General features: G+C 62.3%; 16 protein-coding genes. 1 reads left to right on the forward strand and 15 read right to left on the reverse strand.

The genetic code is table 11. From position 1 onward, the window contains the following. Positions 1-68: 68 nt before the first annotated feature. The 7 genes from recN to FHT70_RS13015 form a co-directional block, all read right to left on the reverse strand. Positions 69-1,742 carry a DNA repair protein RecN gene (gene recN / locus FHT70_RS12985; RefSeq protein ID WP_183701694.1) on the reverse strand — a complete coding sequence of 558 codons (1,674 nt, stop codon included), beginning with the start codon at positions 1,740-1,742 and terminating at the stop codon, positions 69-71. Positions 1,743-1,747: 5 nt separating this feature from the next. Next, a complete protein-coding gene (locus tag FHT70_RS12990; protein WP_170965882.1) occupies positions 1,748-2,617 on the reverse strand; it encodes an outer membrane protein assembly factor BamD in 870 nt (289 codons plus the stop codon). A 267-nt stretch (positions 2,618-2,884) separates the two neighbouring features. Next, on the reverse strand, positions 2,885-3,841 hold the full coding sequence (lpxC, locus tag FHT70_RS12995; RefSeq protein WP_183701697.1) for a UDP-3-O-acyl-N-acetylglucosamine deacetylase: 957 nt from the start codon (positions 3,839-3,841) through the stop codon (positions 2,885-2,887). A gap of 264 nt (positions 3,842-4,105) precedes the next feature. Next, a complete protein-coding gene (gene ftsZ, locus FHT70_RS13000; RefSeq protein WP_183701700.1) occupies positions 4,106-5,851 on the reverse strand; it encodes a cell division protein FtsZ in 1,746 nt (581 codons plus the stop codon). A gap of 56 nt (positions 5,852-5,907) precedes the next feature. Next, a complete protein-coding gene (ftsA, locus tag FHT70_RS13005; RefSeq protein WP_064803798.1) occupies positions 5,908-7,239 on the reverse strand; it encodes a cell division protein FtsA in 1,332 nt (443 codons plus the stop codon). Then, a complete protein-coding gene (locus FHT70_RS13010; protein ID WP_183701704.1) occupies positions 7,236-8,168 on the reverse strand; it encodes a cell division protein FtsQ/DivIB in 933 nt (310 codons plus the stop codon). Before FHT70_RS13010 ends, ftsA begins: the two co-directional genes overlap by 4 nt. Beyond that, positions 8,156-9,082 carry a D-alanine--D-alanine ligase gene (locus FHT70_RS13015; RefSeq protein WP_183701707.1) on the reverse strand — a complete coding sequence of 309 codons (927 nt, stop codon included), beginning with the start codon at positions 9,080-9,082 and terminating at the stop codon, positions 8,156-8,158. Before FHT70_RS13015 ends, FHT70_RS13010 begins: the two co-directional genes overlap by 13 nt. Before the next feature lie 445 nt (positions 9,083-9,527). On the opposite strand from FHT70_RS13015, the gene FHT70_RS13020 reads away from it, so the two are divergent. Beyond that, on the forward strand, positions 9,528-10,457 hold the full coding sequence (locus tag FHT70_RS13020; RefSeq protein ID WP_183701710.1) for an SDR family oxidoreductase: 930 nt from the start codon (positions 9,528-9,530) through the stop codon (positions 10,455-10,457). 1 nt (position 10,458) lies between these two features. Here the strand turns inward: FHT70_RS13020 and murB are convergent, their stop codons facing one another. The 8 genes from murB to FHT70_RS13060 are packed head-to-tail and all read right to left on the reverse strand — an operon-like array spanning position 10,459 to position 20,627. Next, positions 10,459-11,433, reverse strand: coding sequence for a UDP-N-acetylmuramate dehydrogenase (gene murB / locus FHT70_RS13025; RefSeq protein WP_183701713.1), 975 nt, complete (start codon positions 11,431-11,433; stop codon positions 10,459-10,461). Further along, positions 11,430-12,845: a UDP-N-acetylmuramate--L-alanine ligase gene (murC, locus tag FHT70_RS13030; RefSeq protein ID WP_183701716.1), complete on the reverse strand. Its 1,416-nt coding sequence runs from the start codon at positions 12,843-12,845 to the stop codon at positions 11,430-11,432. Before murC ends, murB begins: the two co-directional genes overlap by 4 nt. Next, positions 12,842-13,966, reverse strand: a complete 1,125-nt coding sequence (murG, locus tag FHT70_RS13035; protein WP_183701719.1) for an undecaprenyldiphospho-muramoylpentapeptide beta-N-acetylglucosaminyltransferase — start codon at positions 13,964-13,966, stop codon at positions 12,842-12,844. Before murG ends, murC begins: the two co-directional genes overlap by 4 nt. Positions 13,967-13,971: 5 nt before the next feature. Beyond that, positions 13,972-15,126, reverse strand: a complete 1,155-nt coding sequence (gene ftsW, locus FHT70_RS13040) for a putative lipid II flippase FtsW (RefSeq protein ID WP_085778779.1) — start codon at positions 15,124-15,126, stop codon at positions 13,972-13,974. Position 15,127: 1 nt separating this feature from the next. Continuing rightward, entirely contained in the window at positions 15,128-16,540 is a 1,413-nt protein-coding gene (gene murD / locus FHT70_RS13045; RefSeq protein ID WP_183701722.1) for a UDP-N-acetylmuramoyl-L-alanine--D-glutamate ligase, read from the reverse strand. Positions 16,541-16,547: 7 nt separating this feature from the next. After that, entirely contained in the window at positions 16,548-17,648 is a 1,101-nt protein-coding gene (gene mraY, locus FHT70_RS13050; protein WP_085778781.1) for a phospho-N-acetylmuramoyl-pentapeptide-transferase, read from the reverse strand. A gap of 22 nt (positions 17,649-17,670) precedes the next feature. Further along, on the reverse strand, positions 17,671-19,110 hold the full coding sequence (locus FHT70_RS13055; protein ID WP_183701725.1) for a UDP-N-acetylmuramoylalanyl-D-glutamyl-2,6-diaminopimelate--D-alanyl-D-alanine ligase: 1,440 nt from the start codon (positions 19,108-19,110) through the stop codon (positions 17,671-17,673). Further along, positions 19,107-20,627: a UDP-N-acetylmuramoyl-L-alanyl-D-glutamate--2,6-diaminopimelate ligase gene (locus FHT70_RS13060; RefSeq protein WP_183701728.1), complete on the reverse strand. Its 1,521-nt coding sequence runs from the start codon at positions 20,625-20,627 to the stop codon at positions 19,107-19,109. The genes FHT70_RS13055 and FHT70_RS13060 overlap by 4 nt, the downstream gene beginning before the upstream one ends. Position 20,628: the final 1 nt, after the last annotated feature.

Consider the following 20,628-nt stretch of genomic DNA (forward strand, 5'->3'; position numbering starts at 1 on the left):
ATCGCCGCTAATCGGAGCAATCGGCATAGCGCGAAGCGGGGTATTTGTCAGCGTGCCGGCTGCGGCAATCAGCCGTTACCGGCCAGCAGCCGCTTCGCCGCCGCCCTCGCCTCTTCCGTTACCGAGGCGCCGGCGAGCATGCGGGCGATCTCCTCGGTGCGATCCTTGTGCGCCATCGTCGCGACGCGCGTGGCGATTTTTTCGGAACCCTCGGCCGCCGGCCCCTTGGAGATCAGCAGATGCGTTGCCGCCCGCGCCGCGACCTGCGGCGCATGTGTGACCGACAGCACCTGGACCCGCTCGGACAGCCGCTTCAGCCGCTGGCCGATCGCATCGGCCACAGCACCGCCGACACCGGTATCGATTTCGTCGAAAACGAGCGTTGGGGCTGAGCCGCGATCGGCGAGCGCCACCTTCAGCGCCAGCAGGAAACGCGACAGCTCACCGCCGGAGGCCACCTTCATGATCGAGCCGGGGCGCGTGCCGGGATTGGTCTGGACATGGAACTCGACGACGTCGATGCCTTCGGGAAGCGCCTCCTGCGCATCCGTGGTGATCTCGACCATGAAACGAGCGCGTTCGAGCTTCAGCGCCGGCAGTTCGGCCATTACGGCAGCAGCCAGCGCAGTGCCGGCTTGATGGCGCTTGTCGGAAAGCGAGCGCGCCGCCGAATCGTAATTCTCTCGCGCCAGACCGACCTCCGCTTCCAGATGCGCCAGCCGCTCCTCGCCTGCATCGACATCGGCGAGATCAGCGATCATGCGCATCGCCAACGCCGGCAGTTCGGTCACGGGCACGGAATATTTGCGCGACGCAGCTCTGAGCGCAAAAAGCCGCTCCTCCACCCGCTCCAGTTCTCTCGGATCGTATTCGGTCTTGCGCAGTGCTGCCTCGACTTCCATCTGCGCATTGGAAAGCTGGTCGAGCGCAGCATCGAGTAGCGTCACGGTGTCTTCGAGCAGCCCGGGCGCTTCATGGCTCTTGCGCTCCAGTCTGCGCACCAGCGAGGCGATATGCGGCACCGGCGAGGCATTGCCGTTCAGGAATTCGGAGGCTTCGGCGATGTCGCCGGCGATTCGCTCCGCCTTCATCATCCTCTGCCTGCTTTCGGCGAGTTCGTCCTCCTCGCCGTCCTGTGGCGAGAGTTTCTCAAGCTCTGCCACAGAGGAACGCAGATAGTCAGCCTCGCGCGCCGCACTTTCCACCTTCTCGCGATGCTTTTTCAGCGTCCGTTCGCTGTCGCGCCAAATACGATACAGGCGGGAGACCTCAGCAACCTCATCGGTGAGGCCGGCAAAGGCATCGAGCAGGTTGCGATGGGCATTCGTGTCGACAAGAGCGCGATCATCGTGCTGGCCGTGGATCTCGACCAGCATCTGGCCGGCCTGGCGCATCAGTTGCACACTCACCGGTTGATCGTTGACATAGGCCTTGGTGCGACCATCGGCCGATTGCTGACGGCGGAAGATCAGGTCGCCCTCGTCGTCGATGCCGTTTTCACGCAGGAGCACCCGCGCCCCGTGGTCCATACCGACGTCGAACACCGCCGTCACCTGGCCCCTGTCTTCGCCATGGCGCACCAGACCGCCATCGCCGCGCCCGCCGAGCGCCAGCGAAAGACTGTCGAGCAGGATGGATTTGCCCGCGCCGGTCTCGCCCGTCAGCACGGACAGACCAGTCTCGAAGGCAAGATCCAGCCGCTCGATCAGGACGATATCGCGGATCGAAAGCTGGATCAGCATGGGACTTAGGAACCGAGCAGGAGTTTCTTGCCTGCCGCAGCGATCCAGGAGCCCTTGTTCTCACGCGGCTCGGCGCCACCTGTCTGCAGCAGCTTGTAGGAATCGGCGTACCACTGGCTGTCCGGATAGTTGTGACCAAGAACGGCTGCCGCGGTCTGCGCCTCGTCGACGATACCCATGGCGTAATAAGCCTCGACGAGACGGGCCAAGGCTTCCTCGATCTGGTTCGTATTCGGATATTTCTCGACGACGATGCGGAAACGCGAGATTGCGGCGAGATATTCCTTCCGCTCCATATAGTAGCGGCCGATCTGCATTTCCTTGCCGGCGAGCTGATCACGGGCGTAGCGGATCTTCGCCTGCGCGTCATCAACATATTCGGAGTTCGGGTAGTTGTCGATCACAGCCTGCATCGCCTCGATCGTCTTGGCCGAGGCGCGCTGGTCCTGGGTCACGTCGACGATCTGTTTGGAATAGGTGAGACCGATGAGATACTGCACATAGGCAGCGTCCTGGGACTTCGGATATTGCGACATGTAGCGATTACCCGAGGCAAGCGCATCATCGAGCTTGCCCTGGCGGTATTTGACAAAGGTGCTCATGACCAGCGCCTTGCGCGCCCATTCGGAGAATGGGTTCTCGCGATCGATTGCATCGAACTTGCGCGCTGCTTCCGCCATGTTGCCCGCCTTCATATTGGCAAGGCCCTGGGTGTAGAGCACGTCAGGCGGATCGGTTTCGAGGCCAAGCTTGGTGATGTCGATATCGGGATCCGACTGGCAGCCGGAGATCGAGGCGCCTGCGCTCAGCACCAGAAGCGATGCGAACAAAGCGCGCGCTGTCTTCATCATACCTTCAGATCCTGCATATGCCATTCAAAAGAACCCCAATGCCGCCGCTCGCTCCACGACAGCCACGCCTCGCTGGCGTTTCTAGCCACAAATGTGCATCAAGAGCAACGCAATGATAAGGCATTAACGCATTTTTGTGGCAGCCGCCGCCGGATTGGCCGGCTTTTCACCTTCTTGCCGACCTGTGGCAGCTAAGCAACTGCGAGAAAATGCCTATCACCACAGACTCGGGCCGACATAAAAAAACCGCCTCCGGGAAGAGGCGGCCTGGTCTTGAGAATATGCTGGAGGTCATGCCGACCAGGGAGCGAATTCCGAAGCGTTGACGGCGATCAGTTCACGAGCGGCGACGCGCTGGCGCGGCGTCGAGGTCTCGACCACCTCGTAGGCGGAGGGATCGGCGAGCAGCGCCTTCAAAGCATTGGCATTCATCTTATGGCCGCCACGATAGGATCGGTAGCAACCGATGAACTGGACGCCAGCGAGAGACAGGTCGCCAACGGCATCAAGCGTCTTGTGGCGAACAAACTCGTCCTTGGTATATCGCAGGCCTTCGACATTGATGACGGTATTGTCGTCCGAGATGACGACGGAATTTTCAAGCGAAGAACCGAGCGCATGGCCCGATGCCCAGAGACGTTCAACATCACGCATGAAGCCGAAGGTGCGGGCGCGGGAAAGTTCGGATTTAAAGACGGCGGCGTTTAGGTCGCCGGCCCACTTTTGCCGGCCGATCAGCGGGCATTCGAAATCGATCTCGACTTCGAAGCGCGTGCCGTCATAGGGACGGAATTCGCTCCAGGAGCCGCCATGCTCGATCCGCACCGGCTTGGTGATGCGGATATAGCGACGCTTGACGCCGAGCGAGATGAGACCTGCCTGCTCGATCGCTTCGACGAAAGGCAGCGAACTGCCGTCCATGATGGGCATTTCTGCGCCCTGCACCTCAATGAGGACATTGTCGAGGCCGAGCGCATAGACGGCGGCCATGACATGTTCGATCGTCGCGATTGAATGCGTGGGTGAGAAGCCGAGCACCGTGCAGAGGTCTGTATTGCCGACCTGCGAGGAGACGGCCTTCAGTTCGGTGATGTCGCCATTATCATGCAGGCGCTGGAAAACGACGCCGGTGTCCGCTTCGGCCGGGTTCAGCGTAATCGAGACATTCGCGCCCGAATGAACGCCGATGCCCGAGAGCGTCACCGGACGCGATACCGTCGTTTGAAAACCCAGCAAGCCAATAGCCATAAAATCTGCCTTTATTTTTCCGCTCCAGCGGTTGGTGCCACGGCGCGGTTATCATTCTTTCTGCAGAAAGAGCCTCGTCTAGACGACTCCCAGCGCAGTTTTCTTGCGCCATATTTACGTGCGCCGGCGCTCCAATCCAAATCACTGTTTCTTTCGTTTTGTTACGAAGTCACACGATTGATATCGCTCAGGAATTCTCGGCCGAAAACAGCAATGCCCGGGACCTGGATCCCGGGCATGAACGGTGCCGAAGCCCGCGATATTTCAGTTCGACTGGCGGCGCAGGAATGCCGGAATTTCCAGCTGATCGTCTTCCTGCATCATGCGAGCCTGCGGAACTGCACGACCCTGATCGTCGAGATTGCCGCGGCGTGGCGCATAGAGGCTTGCCTCCGGCGACAACGGACGGCGCTGCTGTGATGCGGCCGGCGGTGCGGCGGTCATGTCGGCGGCAACCGCGTCATCGTCGCGGCGGCCAAGCGAATTGGTGATTCGCTTGAGCAAGCCCATTGGGCCGCGCTCTTCCTGCTGATGCGCCGAAGCCGGCTGCGTGCGGTGGTCGAGTTCAGCCTGGACGACCGGCGGGAAATCCTCGACCTTCGGCATGCGCACCGGTTCAGCCGCCTGCCGGATAATCGGCTCCTGTCGGATCGGCTGCTGCTGGATGGGCTGCTGCTGGACGGGCTGGCTCATCACCGGCTGGCTCATTGCCGGCTGGCTCATTACCGGCGCCGGAGCCTGCTGCTGCACCTGAGGACGCATGGCCGGAGCTTCCGGTGCAGGCGCGAAAATCTTGCTCTGCGGACGGAAGACTTCCTGCTGCGCAGCAGGCTGCTGGACGGGGGCGCTGGCACGCGGGGCCGGAATTTCGAGCTCACGTTCCATCTCGGATTGGCGGATGGTCTGCGCGATCGGATCGATGGCCTTCGGTGCCTGCATCACCGGCGCAGGCTGAACTGCGGCCGCTGCCGGAGCAACAGCCGCGGAGGGACGGATAGCGGGCCTGGCGGCCGGCTGGAAGTTGCGCTCGGCGGCTTCGCTGATCGCCCGGTCGATACCTGTCGCGACGACCGAGACGCGAATGATGCCTTCGAGCGATTCGTCGAAAGTGGCGCCCAGGATGATGTTGGCGTCCGGATCGACTTCTTCGCGGATGCGGGTCGCAGCTTCGTCGACTTCGAAGAGGGTGAGGTCGCGGCCGCCGGTGATGGAGATCAGCAGGCCCTGGGCACCCTTCATCGAGGTTTCGTCGAGCAACGGGTTGGCGATTGCCGCTTCGGCTGCCTGCAACGCGCGGCCGGCGCCGGAGGCCTCGCCGGTGCCCATCATCGCACGGCCCATTTCACGCATCACCGAGCGGACGTCGGCGAAGTCGAGGTTGATGAGGCCTTCCTTCACCATCAGGTCGGTGATGCAGGCAACGCCGGAATAGAGAACCTGGTCGGCCATGGCGAAAGCGTCGGCGAAGGTCGTCTTGTCGTTGGCAATGCGGAAGAGGTTCTGGTTCGGAATGACGATCAGCGTGTCGACAGACTTCTGCAGTTCCTGGATGCCCATCTCGGCCAGGCGCATGCGGCGGCCGCCTTCGAAATGGAACGGCTTGGTGACGACGCCGACCGTCAGGATGCCCTTGTTGCGGGCGGCCTGCGCGACGACGGGAGCAGCACCGGTGCCGGTGCCGCCGCCCATGCCGGCGGTGACGAAGCACATATGCGTGCCGTTCAGGTGATCGATGATCTCGTCGATGCACTCTTCAGCGGCCGCGCGGCCGACTTCCGGCTGCGAGCCGGCGCCGAGGCCTTCGGTGACGTTGGCGCCGAGCTGGATGATGCGCTCGGCCTTCGTCATCGTCAGCGCCTGCGCATCCGTGTTGGCAACGACGAAGTCGACGCCCTGGAGGCCTGCGGTGATCATATTGTTGACGGCGTTGCCGCCGCCGCCGCCGACGCCGAACACGGTGATGCGCGGCTTCAGCTCTGTGATGTCAGGCTTTTGCAGCTTGATGGTCATGGTACCTGTTCCTTCTCTCTCTGGCCGCATCGCCACGCCGGCCAATTACGCAAATTTCAGAAGCTTTCCTTCAGCCACTGGCCCATGCGGGCTATGCGGCTGTTATTTCCCCCAAGCGACATGAGCAGACCGCTCTGTGACGCATGTGTCTCCATGTCCGCGACCTGCGGATAGATCATCAGGCCGACGGCCGTCGAAAAGGCCGGGCCTTTGGCCGCCGTCGGCAGTCCCGAGACGCCCATCGGACGGCCGATGCGGACGTTGCGGGCCAGAATGCGCCGCGCCACCTCGGCAAGGCCGGTCAGCTGGCTCGCGCCTCCCGTCAGCACGACGCGTTTTCCGACGATCGGGCTGAAGCCGGAACGCTGGATACGGTCGCGGATCAGTTCCATCGTCTCTTCGATTCGGGCCGATACGATGCGCGAAACGAGCGCCCGCGGCACCTGCGACGGCTGGTCGCGATCGTCCTCGCCGATCGGCGGTATCGAGATCAGCTCGCGTTCATCGGAGGAATTCAAGAGCGCGGAGGCATGCACGACCTTCAGCCGCTCGGCATCCTCGATGCGGGTCGAAAGGCCGCGGGCGAGGTCGGTGGTGACATGATGGCCGCCGAGCCCGACGGCATCGGTATGAACGAGCTTGCCTTCGGCAAAGACCGAGATCGTCGTCGTGCCGCCGCCCATGTCGATCGCCGCACAGCCGAGCTCGACCTCGTCGTCGACGAGAGCGGCAAGGCCCGATGCATAAGGCGTCGCGACGATGCCTTCGACAGAAAGATGCGCGCGATTGACGCTAAGCTCGAGGTTCTTCAGTGCCGAGCGCTCCGCGGTCACGACATGCATGTCGACGCCGAGCGCATCGCCGTACATTGCCAGCGGGTCGCGAATGCCGCGCTCGCCGTCGAGCGAGAAGCCGGTCGCCAGCGAATGCAGCACCGAGCGGTCCTGGCGCAGCGATTGCTGGCAGGCAGCCGAGAGCACTTTCTTGAGGTCGTTAAGCTCGACTTCCTGACCGCCGAGATCAATCGTCGCGGTGTAGATGTCGCTGCCAAGGCGGCCGGCCGTCAGGTTGACGATCAGGCTCTCGACGGTCAGCCCCGCCATACGCTCCGCCGCATCGACGGCAAGACGGATGACGCCTTCCAGCGCATCGAGATCGGCGATGACGCCGGTCTTGATGCCGCGGGAGCGCTGATGGCCGATGCCGATGATTTCGATATTGTGCGTGCGGCCGGGCAGGATCTGGCTTTCCTCGCGCGGCGTCAGCCGGCCGATCATGCAGACGACCTTGGTCGAGCCGATGTCGAGCACCGAAACGACATGCGACCGCTTCGACGAAAGCGGCTTCAAGCGCGGCAATCCGAAATGGGATGAACCGAACAAGCTCATATATTCTGCCCCGCCTTCTTCAATTCCTTGGTACGCTCCGTTACCGCCGCCTGCCGGCGGACCGCCGCCTCCGGCGTCAGCTGGATAGCGGTCCTGTCGGGCAATCTCAGATCGACCGCGGCGATGTCCCGCTCCAGGAGCTGATGCTCCTTGTCGAACTTCGAAAGCGTCGCCAGCGCCTGATCGATGCCGTCTTCCGGCAGCTTGACTATGACGCCGTTATCCATGTGCAGATCCCAACGACGGCCCGATATCCAGACATAGGCCTTCACGCGGGCCTTCACGTCGGGCCACTTCGCGAAGGCGTCGCCGAGCGAAGCCGCCGCGGTCTCGGCGTCGCGGCCGACGACGAGCGGCAGCGACGAAAATTTGTTGTCGCGCAACGGCGCAATGACGCTGCCGTTCTTCTCGATCAGCGAAAGCTCCTGCCCGTGCTGCCAGATCGCGTAGGCCTCACGCTCCTTGAGCTTCACTTCGATCGTCCTCGGATAGATCTTTCGAACCTCGACATTCTCGACCCAGGGAAGGTGCGCGATCTTACGGCGGGCCGCATCGACGTCGAGCGCGACCAGTGAGGTCGTGCCGTCGAGGCCGATCAGCTGCAGGATCTCGATCTCGGAGGTTTCCGAATTGCCGGAGACCTTCACATTCTCGATCGCAAAACCTGCGGCCGTCGTCGTGGCCTGCGCGACGACTTCGGTGTGACCGCCGAGCGACATACCGTAGAGGCCGGTCGCAGCCAAAAAGGCAAGCGCCGACACCGTCCCGGTATGGGCCGGAATGTAGATGCGGCCGCTACCGAGGCTGATCAAGAAACGAGTGACGCGGCGCAGCGGACGCGGCAGCACGAATCGCTCTTCGGCTTCCACGATCGAAAGCACAGCATGATGGCTGGGGCGCCCTATCCTCTTGACCGTCAACGCAAACAAGACGCGTCCTCCACCATCCACCGGAGAAACTCACCAAAGGAATAGCCGGCATGACCGGCCATTTCGGGCACGAGCGAGGTAGGAGTCATGCCTGGCTGGGTATTGACCTCCAGCCAGATGATTTCGCCGTCTTCGGAGAAACGATCGTCGTAACGAAAGTCGGACCGACTGACGCCGCGACAACCGATTGCCTGATGCGCCCTTAGCGCCAATGTTTGTATTTTTTGGTAAATATTCGGTGAAATTTTCGCCGGGATGACGTGTTTTGAACCGCCCGCAGCATACTTGGAATCGTAATCATAAAAATTGTGTCCCTGCGGCACCACCTCCGTGACACCGAGCGCAGTCTCGCCCATGACACCGCAGGTGAGCTCGCGGCCGTAGACATAGCGCTCGACCAGCACCTCTTCGCCATAGCGCCATTCGGGCGAACTGACGACCTGCGGCGGATGCGTCTGATCTTCGGTGACGATCACGACGCCGAAGCTCGACCCTTCACGCACCGGCTTCACCACATAGGGCGGCTTCATCGGATGCACCGAAGGAAAAACGAAACGATTGATGACCTGCGATTCGGCGACCGGAATGTCGGCGGCAGCGGCAACAAGCTTCGCCTTGTCCTTGTCCATCGCCAGAGCCGAGGCCAGCACGCCCGAATGCGTATAGGGGATCTCGAGATATTCGAGGATACCCTGGATGGTGCCATCCTCCCCGAAGGGCCCATGCAGCGCATTGAAGATGACATCGGGCTTCAGCGCCGCGAGCCTCTCGGAGACGTCGCGCGCCACGTCGATGCACGTCACCTTGAAGCCTTCGGCTTCGAGGGCCTCTGCGCAAGCCTTTCCCGAGGAAAGGCTGACAGGCCTTTCCGAGGAAAATCCGCCCATCAGGACAGCGACATGCTTGCGACTCATCAACACCCCCAAAAATAACTTCCACTTTTGAAATCGACGCTTGCGCGAAGCTGTCTGCGTCGTTCGCCTTTGCCGGGCCTCACATGCATTAGAGCATCATTATGGTTAATGAAGTGTTTACTTTCGTTAACTGTTAGCCCGGAGTTTTGCGGCCTTTTAACTTTTGCTCATTGTGCAACCATTCCCTTCGCGCGCGGGAAATGAACCCGAGCGGAATCGAAAAAGTCCATCCATTCAACGACATACCCAATCGCGCTCAGCCGCGATGGAATCAGTCAACTGAATCGGGTGTCATCTCTCAGCCGGATACCGGCAACAGTGAGGCGGCGGCCAGCGTCTCGATTTGATTAATGCAAAGGGTCTCGGCGCGGGCGTCACCGCTTTTCTATTGATGCCGATATCACTTCCGGCTAGCGAAGACGCATGGGTGAGCAGGGAGAAAATCATGCGATGCCTCGTCACCGGCGCAGCCGGCTTCGTCGGTAGTCCGCTTGTCAAACGACTGCACATAGACAAGACTTGCGAGCTCGTGGCGACCACGAGATCCCAGGCCTCTCCCTTTCCGCCTGAGGTAGCGCATTTTCCGATTCAAATTACCGACGGAACCGATTGGACAGCCGCGCTTGAAGGCGTCGACGTCATCGTCCATCTCGCCGCCCGCGTTCACATCATGAACGACCGCGCAGCCGATCCGCTAGCGGAGTTCCGCCGGGTCAACACCGCCGCCGCGCTCAATCTCGCCGAACAAGCCGCCCACGCCGGCGTGCAGAGGTTCGTCTTCATCAGCACCATCAAGGTCAACGGAGAAGAGACCGACCGGCCGTTCCGGCACGACGACAGGCCGAACCCAATCGATCCCTACGGCATTTCGAAACTGGAATGCGAAATCGGCCTGCGCGAAATCGCAGCGCGCACCGGCATGGAACTCGTCATCATCCGCCCGCCGCTGGTTTATGGTCCCGGCGCACGCGGCAACTTCGCGCTGCTCGTCAATCTTGTCCGCAGGAAATTGCCGCTCCCCTTCGCTTCGCTAAAGAACCGCCGCACATTGGTCGCAGTGCAAAATCTCGTCGATCTGATCATCGCCTGCATGGACCATCCCGCCGCTGCGGGCGAGACCTTCCTTGCTGGAGATGGCGAGGACCTCTCGACGCCTGATCTCATCAGGGGAATTGCCACGAGGCTGGGCGTCAAGCCGATGCTGGTCCCCTTCCCGCCTGCACTGCTGCACATGGCGGCAAAGGCCCTCGGGAAGGAGGCCGTCTATCAGCGCCTCTGTGGTTCGCTGCAGGTCGACATATCCCGAGCGCGCGACGTTCTCGGCTGGTCACCCGTCGTCACCCCGCGCGAAGGCCTCAAACAGGCAATAGAATAGCTTATTCGCTCGTCACGCCCTGGAACGGGCGCACTTCCCGGCCGGGCATGAAGACGCCGAGGCGCTTGATTTCCCATTCGAGCTTGATGCCGTCTTTCTCGAAGACCTCACGGCGCACCTGCTCTCCGAGATATTCGAGATCGTAGCCCGTCGCCTGGCCCATGTTGATCATGAAGTTGCAGTGAAGCGACGACATCTGTGCGCCGCCGATCACGAGGCCGCGGCAGCCTGCCTCATCGATCAGCTTCCAGGCCGAATGGCCCGGCGGGTTCTTGAAGGTCGAGCCGCCGGTTTTCTCACGCACCGGCTGCACCGTCTCGCGGTGATTGCGCACAGCGTCCATTTCGGCGCGAATCTGGGCGCGATCTTCCGGATAGCCCTCGAACAGCACCGAAGTGAAGATCAGATCGGCGGGTGCCTTTGAATGCCGGTAGGAATAGCCCATCTCTGCATTGGAAAGCACATGCTTGTTGCCCTTGCGGTCGATGGCGTTAACCTCGATCAGCCGCTCACGCGTCTCGACGCCGTTCGCGCCGGCATTCATGCGCGCCGCGCCGCCGATGCCGCCGGGTATGCCATAGAAGAAATGAAAGCCGCCGATGCCATTGTCCATCGCCATCGCCGCGACATGCTTGTCCGGGCAGATGGCGCCGGCAAGGATGCGGTTTTCACCGGCCAGTTCGACGAAGCCGAAGCCCTTGGCCGACAGGCGCAGCACCACGCCGGGAATGCCGCCGTCGCGCACCAGGATATTGGAGCCAACGCCGACCACCGTCAGCGGCACCTCTTCCGGCAATATCTTCAGGAAGGCAATGAGATCGTCGACGTCATGCGGCTGGAACATCAGTTCGGCCAGACCCCCGGCCCTGAACCAGGTGACGCGATCCATGGGGGCATCCGGCGTGATCCGGCCGCGGATATCCTTTACACCGTCTCCGAGAGACGCGAGAAGCTTTTCCCCATTCACCTGTTTCATGCGGACTTTCCCGATAGGCCTTCCAGTTGCTTGGGCAGTGCTGCTGCCCATGATGTGATGCTCCCAGCCCCCAACAGAACCACGAAATCGCCAGGCTTTGCAACCTCCGCAACCATTTGCGGCAGAAGCTCCGCCGAAGCGAGGAAGCGGGCGTCGCGATGGCCGCCGGATTTGATGCGCGAGACGAGCGATATCGAGTCGATACCTTCGATCGCATCCTCGCCCGCCGCATAAACGGGCGCAAGGAAGATGCTGTCGGCGTCGTTGAAGCAGGCGGCGAATTCCTCGAACAGGCTCGCGAGACGCGTGTAACGGTGCGGCTGATGGACGGCGATGATGCGCCCCTTGCAGGCCTCGCGGGCCGCCTTCAGCACCGCCTTGATCTCGACTGGATGGTGGCCGTAATCGTCGAAGATCTGCACGCCGTTCCATTCGCCGGTCAGCGTGAAGCGGCGCTTGACGCCGCCGAAGGAGGCAAGCCCCTTGGCGATAGCCTCGCTCGATATGCCGAGCCGGTTGGCGACCGCGATCGCCGCCGTGGCGTTCGATATATTGTGGCGGCCGGGCATCGGCATGACCAGCCCCTTGAGCTCGGTCCTCTGGCCGGTGCGGCGGCGGCGGATCTCGACGTCGAAAATCGAGCGCGTGCCGTCGATGCGCACATTCTTGAAACGCACGTCGGCCTGCGGGTTCTCGCCATAGGTGATGATCTTGCGGTCCTCGATCCGGCCGACCAGCGACTGCACCTCGGGATGATCAAGGCACATGACGCCGAAGCCGTAGAACGGCACGTTTTCGACGAACTGCCGGAAGGCGGCGCGCACGGCGTCGAAACTGCCGTAATGGTCGAGATGTTCGGGATCGATATTGGTGATGACAGCGACATCGGCGGGCAGCTTCAGGAAGGTGCCGTCGGATTCGTCGGCCTCGACCACCATCCACTCGCCCTCGCCCATGCGGGCATTGGTGCCGTAGGCGTTGATGATGCCGCCATTGATGACTGTCGGATCGAGCCCGCCAGCCTCGAGCAGGGTGGCGACCAGCGAGGTGGTCGTCGTCTTGCCGTGCGTGCCGCCGATGGCGATCGCATTGCGGAAGCGCATCAGCTCGGCAAGCATTTCGGCGCGGCGCACCACCGGCAGCAGCTTTTCACGCGCGGCGATGAGTTCCGGATTGCTCTTCTTGATCGCCGTCGAAACGACGACGACTTCGGCATCGCCCAGATTTTCGGCGCGATGGCCGACGAAGACCTCAATGCCTTTGTCGCGCAGGCGCTGCACATTGGCGCTGTCTGATTGATCCGATCCCTGCACTTTGTGGCCGAGATTGTGCAGCACTTCGGCAATGCCGCTCATGCCGATGCCGCCAATGCCGATGAAATGGACGAGACCGATCGCCTTCGGCAGTTTCATGCGCGTGTCCTCTTGAATTCCGAGACTGTCTTGCCGGCGGCAATAGCCTCAACCATGTCGGCAAGCAAGTTCGCCGCATCCGGTTTACCGGCGAGCTTGGCCACCGCCGCCATGTGCGAAAGCTTGTCCGGATCGTTCATCACATGGCTTAGTATAGAGGCGATGCGTTCAGGCGAAAGCTCCGACTGAGGGATCACCTTCGCTCCGCCGGTCGCAGCCAGCGCGGCGGCGTTTGCCGCCTGATCATGGTCGAGCGCATGCGGATAAGGCACCAGAATGGCCGGGCGTCCGATGACGGAAATTTCCGAGACCGTGGAGGCGCCGGAGCGGCAGATCACCAGATGTGCCCGGGCAAGGCGTTCCGCCATATCGTTGAAAAATGGTGCGATTTCGGCTCCCATCTCGAGCTTGGCGACGCAGCCGCTGACCATCTCCATATCCTCAGGGCGCACTTGCTGAGTCACCCTGAGCCGTGCGCGCAGGCCGTCGTCGAGCAGGCTGATCGCCGTCGGCATGGCCTTGGAAAAATACTGCGCGCCCTGGCTGCCGCCGAAGACCACAAGGTTGAACGGCTCGCCGGGATGCGAGGGCAGGTAGGGCTGCTCGGCCGCGGCAAGGATCGCCGGGCGCACGGGATTGCCTGTTGCAACCGTCTTCTCGGAAAAAGCATCGCCGCTTTCCGGCAGAAAGCCGCCGGCAATCGCCTTGACGCGCGGAGCCAGCGCCTTGTTGGCCCGGCCCATGACCGCATTCTGCTCATGCAGCATCGAGGCAACGCCGAGCCGCGTGGCGGCCAGCAGCGGCGGCACGGTAGGGTAACCGCCGAAGCCGACGACAATCACCGGCTTCAGCCGCTGGATCAGCCTTTTGGCCGCTCGCATGCCGCTCCACAGCGTCCACAGCGAGCGGGCGACGGCGACCGGGTTCCTCGAGCCGATCGTCGCCGACGGCACGACATGGATCTGCTCGGCCGGGAACTTGCCGGCATAACGTTCGGCTCGGCTGTCGGTGACGAGATGCACCGAATAACCACGCTCCTTCAGCTTGAAGGCCAGCGCCTCCGCCGGGAACACGTGGCCGCCGGTCCCCCCGGCGGCAAGCAGCACGATGCCTTTGCTCATGACCTCTACTCCGCGGGCATTCCGTGCGGGACGCGGAAGAGGCTCCGGTCCTGCGCACGTTTTTCCGGGCGATGGCGCGTCAGCGCCAGAATAAAGCCGGCGGTGACGCAGATCGCCACCATGGACGAGCCGCCGTAGGAGATAAGCGGCAGCGTCATGCCCTTTGCCGGCAGCAGCTCGAGATTGACGCCGATGTTGATGATCGACTGGATGCCCATCTGCAGCACGAGACCGGCGACGGCGAAGCGGTTGAAATCGTTGCGCTCGCGATAGGCATGCGACAGGCCGCGCAGCACCAGCACGGAAAACAGCGCGACGAGCGCCATGCAGAAGACGATGCCGAATTCCTCGGCAGCGACGGAGAAGATAAAGTCGGTATGCGCGTCCGGGATGATGCGCTTCACAATGCCCTCGCCCGGTCCTTGACCAAACCAGCTGCCGCGGATGATCGCCTCGCGGGCCGTGTCGATCTGGAACGTGTCGCCCTCGCCGGTCATGAACTTGTCTATGCGCAGCGCAACGTGCGGAAAGACGTAGTAGGCGCCGAGCAGACCGCCGGCGCCGCCGATGCCGAGCAGCATGATCCAGATCCACGGCATGCCGGCCATGAAGAACATGCCACCCCAGACGGCGGTCGTCAGGATGGTCTGGCCGAGGTCGGGCTGCGCAACGAGCAGCGCGGCGACAATGCCGAACAAGATAATGGCAAAGAGATTGCCGGGGATTTCAGGCTGACGCGCATGCTCGGCAAACAGCCAGGCGCAGACGACGACGAAAGCGGGCTTCATGAATTCCGACGGCTGGATCGAAAGGCCGGCGATCCAGATCCAGCGCCTGCCGCCCTTGACCTCCTGCCCGACGAACAGCACCAGCACCATCATCGCAAGCGAGATGATCAAAAGCAGGATTGCGGTTCGCCGCACCTGGCGCGGCGTCAGGAAGGACAGCCCGAGCATGACGGCGATCGAGGGGATCATGAAGGCCGCATGACGCTTGACGAAGTGGAAGGGTTCGAGCCCGATGCGCTCGGCAACAGCTGGAGATGCCGCAAACGACAGCATGAAGCCGATGCCCATCAGGAAGATGAACATCGCCAGGAAGAAGCGGTCGATGGTCCAGAACCAATCGGCCAGAGGCCCACGTTCCGCGCGGCTTACCATGTCATTTCTCTCCTATTGCCGGATCGATCAGCATCGTCATTCCGTCAAGGGCGGCCACATGGCTGACGAAGGCATCGCCCCTGACTTCGAAATTCTTATACTGGTCGAAGCTTGCGCAAGCCGGGGATAGCATCACGGCGGAAGCAGCAGCTTCGTCGCGCTCCGCATCGGCCGCCGCATGTACGACTGCGCGCTCCAGCGTGCCGGAGATTTCGTAGGGCACGGCCTCGCCGAGGGTGGCAGCGAACTCCGCCGCCGCCTCGCCGATCAGATAGGCCTTGGCGATACGCGGGAAATAGGGCGCCAGCGTCGTGATGCCGCCCGCCTTCGGCAAGCCGCCGGCAATCCAGTAGATGCGATCGTAGCTTGAAAGCGCCGGTGCGGCCGCATCGGCATTCGTCGCCTTCGAATCGTTGACGAAGACGACGCGGCCTCGTTTGCCCACAGGCTGCATGCGATGCTTAAGGCCGGGGAAGGAGGCGAGGCCGGCGCGGATGGCGTCGTGGGAAACCCCGATGGCAAGGCAGGCGGCAACCGCCGCGGCGGCATTCTGTGCATTGTGGCTGCCACGCAGCGTCTGGATGCCGTCGAGATCGGCGAAAGGCAGCATAGCGCCGCCAGCGGCCTGAACGAGCTTGGTGCCCTCGGCATAAATACCGTCAGCCACCACACTCCGGCGCGAGATGCGGACCACTTTGACATTAGCCCGCTCGATGCGGTCCACGATCAATGCCGAATGGCTGTCGTCGATGCCAACAATCGCGACATCGCTGCCCGCAACCAGGCGTTCCTTAACGTCGGCGTAGTGCTGCATCGTGCCGTGACGATCGAGATGATCGGGCGTCAGATTGAGCAGGATGCCCGCGGAAGGGTTCAGCGTCGGCGCCAGATCGATCTGGTAGGAAGAGCATTCGACGACGTAAAAACGTCCCGCCTTCGGCGGATCGAGCGTCAGCACCGCCGTGCCGATATTGCCGCCAAGCTGGGTGTCGTAGCCTGCGGATTTCAGTATGTGGGCGATCAGCGCCGTCGTCGTCGATTTGCCGTTGGTGCCTGTTATGGCGATGAAGGGGCAATCCGGCGCATGGGCGCGGCGCTCGCGCACGAAGAGCTCGACGTCGCCGACGATGTCGACGCCGGCCGCCCGCGCAAGGTCCACTGTCCAGTGCGGCTTCGGATGGGTGAGTGGCACGCCGGGCGACAGCACGAACAGCGCCTGCTGGCTCCAGTCGATATTGTGCAGATCCTCCGTCCGGATGCCTTCCGCCGAGGCCTTGGCGACGCTGTCGGGATTGTCGTCCCAGGCCGTCACCTCGGCGCCGCCGGCGACCAGCGCGCGGGCAGTGGCAAAACCGGAGCCGCCGAGTCCGAAGAGCGCGACCTTCTTGTCCTTGAGCGTCGTGACCGGGATCATCGCCGCCTCACCGGAGTTTCAGCGTCGAGAGGCCGAGCAGAGCGAGGCCGACGGCAATGATCCAGAAACGGATCACCACCTGGCTCTCGGTCCAGCCCTTCTTCTCGAAGTGATGATGGATCGGCGCCATTAGGAAGACGCGCCGGCCGGTCATCTTGAAAAAGCCCACCTGGATGATGACCGACAGCGTCTCCATGACGAAAAGACCGCCGATGATTGCCATGACGATCTCATGTTTGGTGGCGACGGCAACGGTGCCGATGGTGCCGCCGAGCGCAAGCGAGCCCGTATCGCCCATGAAGATGGCGGCGGGAGGCGCGTTGAACCAAAGGAAGCCGAGGCCGGCGCCGATGACGGCGCCGAGCACGACGGCAAGCTCGCCGGTGCCAGGCACGAAATTGATCTGCAGGTAGTTCGCAAACACGACGTTGCCGGCGAGATAGGCGATGACGCCGAAAGAGGCGGCGGCGATCATCACAGGCACGATGGCGAGACCATCGAGGCCGTCAGTCAGGTTCACTGCATTGCCGGCACCGACGATAACGAATCCGCCGAAGACGACGAACATGATGCCGAGATTGATCAGGAAGTCCTTGAAGAATGGAAAGGCGATTGAAGAGCCAAAGGTCGAGCCCGCCGCCCCGGAGGCAAGGGCCGTGCGCATCATGAAATAGACCGCGATACCGGCAATGACGAACTCGATGCCGAGGCGCGCCTTGCCGGAGAAGCCCTTGTGACTCTGCTTGGTCACCTTGAGATAATCGTCATAGAAGCCGATTGCGCCGAAGCCCAGCGTCACCAGCAATGTCGCGACGACGTAGACGTTGGAAAGATCGGCCCAGAGCAGCGACGCGCCGACGATGCCGGCCAGGATCATCAGCCCGCCCATAGTCGGCGTTCCGGCCTTCTTGAAATGCGTCTGCGGCCCGTCGGCGCGGATCGGTTGGCCCTTGCCCTGGCGGATGCGCAGCGAATTGATGATCGTCGGCCCAAACAGGAAGACGATCAATGCGGAGGTGAAGAGAGCGGCCCCTGTGCGGAAAGTGATATATCTGAACAGATTCAGAAATTTGAAATATTCCGACAGTTCGACAAGCCAGATCAGCATTCAGGGCCCCTTGTTTACCCGATCAAAGTTCGCGTTGCGTGTCGGCAAATGCCGGGAACTTGTCAAGGAGCGCGGCGACGATCTTGCCGAAACCAATGCCCAGAGACGATTTCACCATCAACACGTCGCCCGGTGCGACCGAATTCAAGACATAGTCCGTCATTTCGTCCGTCTTTTCGCAATACTGGACCTGGACGCTTTCCGGCAGTGATTCCTTCAGCGCAGCCATTTCGGCGCCTGCGAGCCAGACATGTTCGATGCCGGCCGCAAGCAGCGGTCCGGCAAGATCGCTGTGGACCTTTTCGGCATACTCGCCCATCTCGAGCATGTCTCCAAGCACGGCGATACGACGTCCGCGCCCAGTCGGCTCGGCGGCTGCGAGCAACGCGATCGCCGCGCGCATAGAGGCGGGATTGGCATTGTAGCTCTCGTCGATCAGGGTGAAGCTGCCGTTACCGCCGCCGATCGACAGCCGGTGGCGTTTGCCCCTGCCCTTTTCCGGCTTCAGCGTCGCAAGTGCCGCAATCGCCTTGTCCAGATCGGCGCCGACGATCGTGACGACACCGAGGGCAGCGAGCGCATTTTCGGCAATATGGCGGCCCGGCGCACCGATCGCCACCTCCAGCGTCTCCCCGCCGATCGTCAGCCATAGTGTCGAATTCTCGTCCGCACCGTTGAATTCCGCGAGCCGGAATTCCGCCTTGGCATGCTGGCCGAAGGAATGAATATGCTCGATGCCGAGCGACTGCGCCGTTCGATCGAGGAAATTGAACTGGTCATTGTCCCGGTTGAGCACAACATGGCCGCCGGGCTCGAGCCCCTCGAAGATCTCTGCTTTCGCGGCAGCGATCTCCTTTATGCTCTTGAAATTGCCGAGATGCGCCGGTGCGATCGTCGTGATGACGGCGACATCGGGACGGATCATGGCCACCAGCGGTCGGATCTCGCCGGGATGATTCATTCCGACTTCGAAGACGCCGTAATCCGTGTCATCAGGCATCCGCGCCAGTGTCAGCGGCACGCCCCAGTGATTGTTGAAGGAAGCGACGGAGGCGTGCACCTTGCCCGATGGCGACAGCACGTGCCGCAGCATCTCCTTGGTGGTCGTCTTGCCGACGGAACCGGTGACGGCGATGATCTTTGCCCGCGAGCGCTCGCGAGAAGCCTGCCCCAGACGCCCGAGTGCCGCCAGCACGTCGTCGACGACGATCATCGGTACCGTCAGGCGGCCGAGGGCAGGAAGCCTCGCCTCGCTGACGACGAGAAGCGAAGCGCCGTTCGCCATCGCCATCGACGCATAGTCGTGACCGTCGACACGGTCACCCTTGATGGCGAAGAACGCTTCGCCTGATGTAATCGAGCGGCTGTCGATGGAAATGCCGGTGATGCCTTCGGGCAAAGTGCCGAAAGGGCGCCCCGCCATTGCTGCAATCATGTCCTCGGTCGTCCAGAGCCAGCTCAAGATTTCAGTTCCTCCAAGGCCTTGCGCACCTCCGCATGATCGGAGAACGGCAGTGTGACGCTCCCGATCGTCTGCCCTTCCTCGTGCCCCTTGCCGGCGACGATCAGCGTATCGCCGGATTTCAGCATGCCAACCGCCTCACGGATAGCCGTGGCGCGATCGCCGATCTCGGAGGCGCAACCTGCTGCCGCCATGATCTCGGCCCGGATCGCAGCCGGCTCCTCCGAACGCGGATTATCGTCGGTGACGATCACGACATCGGCAAGGCGGCAGGCGATTTCACCCATGATCGGCCGCTTGCCGCGGTCGCGGTCGCCGCCGCAGCCGAAGACGACGATGACGCGGCCGGTGGTGAAGGGCCTCACCGAATTCAGCACATTTTCCAACGCATCCGGTTTGTGGGCATAATCGACATAAGCGAGTGCACCATCTTTGGTATGGCCGACCAGTTCGAGGCGGCCGGACGCGCCGACCAGTTTTTCAAGCGCCGCCATCGCGACCTTCGGCTCGACCCCAGTGGACATGGCAAGGCCTGCCGCGACCAGCGCATTGGCGACCTGGAAATCGCCGGCCAGTGGAATATCCACCTCGAAGATCTCGTCACCGATATGGATCTCGGCCGTCTGCTTGTGGCGGAAATGCTCGACGCGTTTCAGTGACAGATATTGACCCTTGCGCCCGACGGTGCGGACGTCATGACCGGCATCGGCAGCCACCTTGACGGCCTGTGCCGACCACGCATCGTCCGCGAAGACGACCGCCGGCGCACCCTTCGGCAGCAGCGTATCGAACAGCCGCATCTTGGCGGACATGTAGGCCTCGATCGTGGGATGATAATCCATGTGATCGCGGCCGAGATTGGTGAAGGCTGCAGCGGCGAGCCTGACACCGTCGAGACGGCACTGGTCGAGGCCGTGACTGGAAGCCTCCATCGACGCATGCGTAACACCCTCGTCGGCGAGCTCGGCCAGCAGTTTGTGCAACGACACCGGATCCGGCGTCGTCAGCGCGCCATATTCATTGCGCGTCGGCGAAACGACACCTGTTGTGCCGATCATCGCGGCTGCATGACCGGCATGTGCCCAGATCTGGCGGGTAAAAGAGGCGACCGAAGTCTTGCCTGCCGTGCCGGTGACGGCGACCATGGTTTCAGGCTGCCTGCCGTAAAAGCGGGCGGCGGCGATGGAAAGAAAGCGGCGCGGTTCTTTGACCGCAAGCACCGGGATGGGAGCATCGACAGCCTGGGAGGTGATCGCGACGGCGGCCCCGCGGCCGGCGGCATCCGCGATGAAGCCCGCGCCATCCGCCTTGGTGCCGGCGACGGCGACAAAAGCAATGCCCGGTTCCACCTTGCGGCTATCCGAAGACAGGCCTGAGATATCAAGCAAGCCTGCCGGGCCTTCGAGCTGTGCTTCAAGTTCCGGAAACTGATCTCCGGCCAGGTCTCGCAATTTCATCGAACGCACTTTTCTCTCTTGAAGCCGGTTCACCCCTCGCGAATCGGCGTCGGTATTCATT

Origin of the sequence: Rhizobium sp. BK049, from assembly GCF_014193135.1 — a bacterium.
Taxonomy (GTDB): domain Bacteria; phylum Pseudomonadota; class Alphaproteobacteria; order Rhizobiales; family Rhizobiaceae; genus Rhizobium.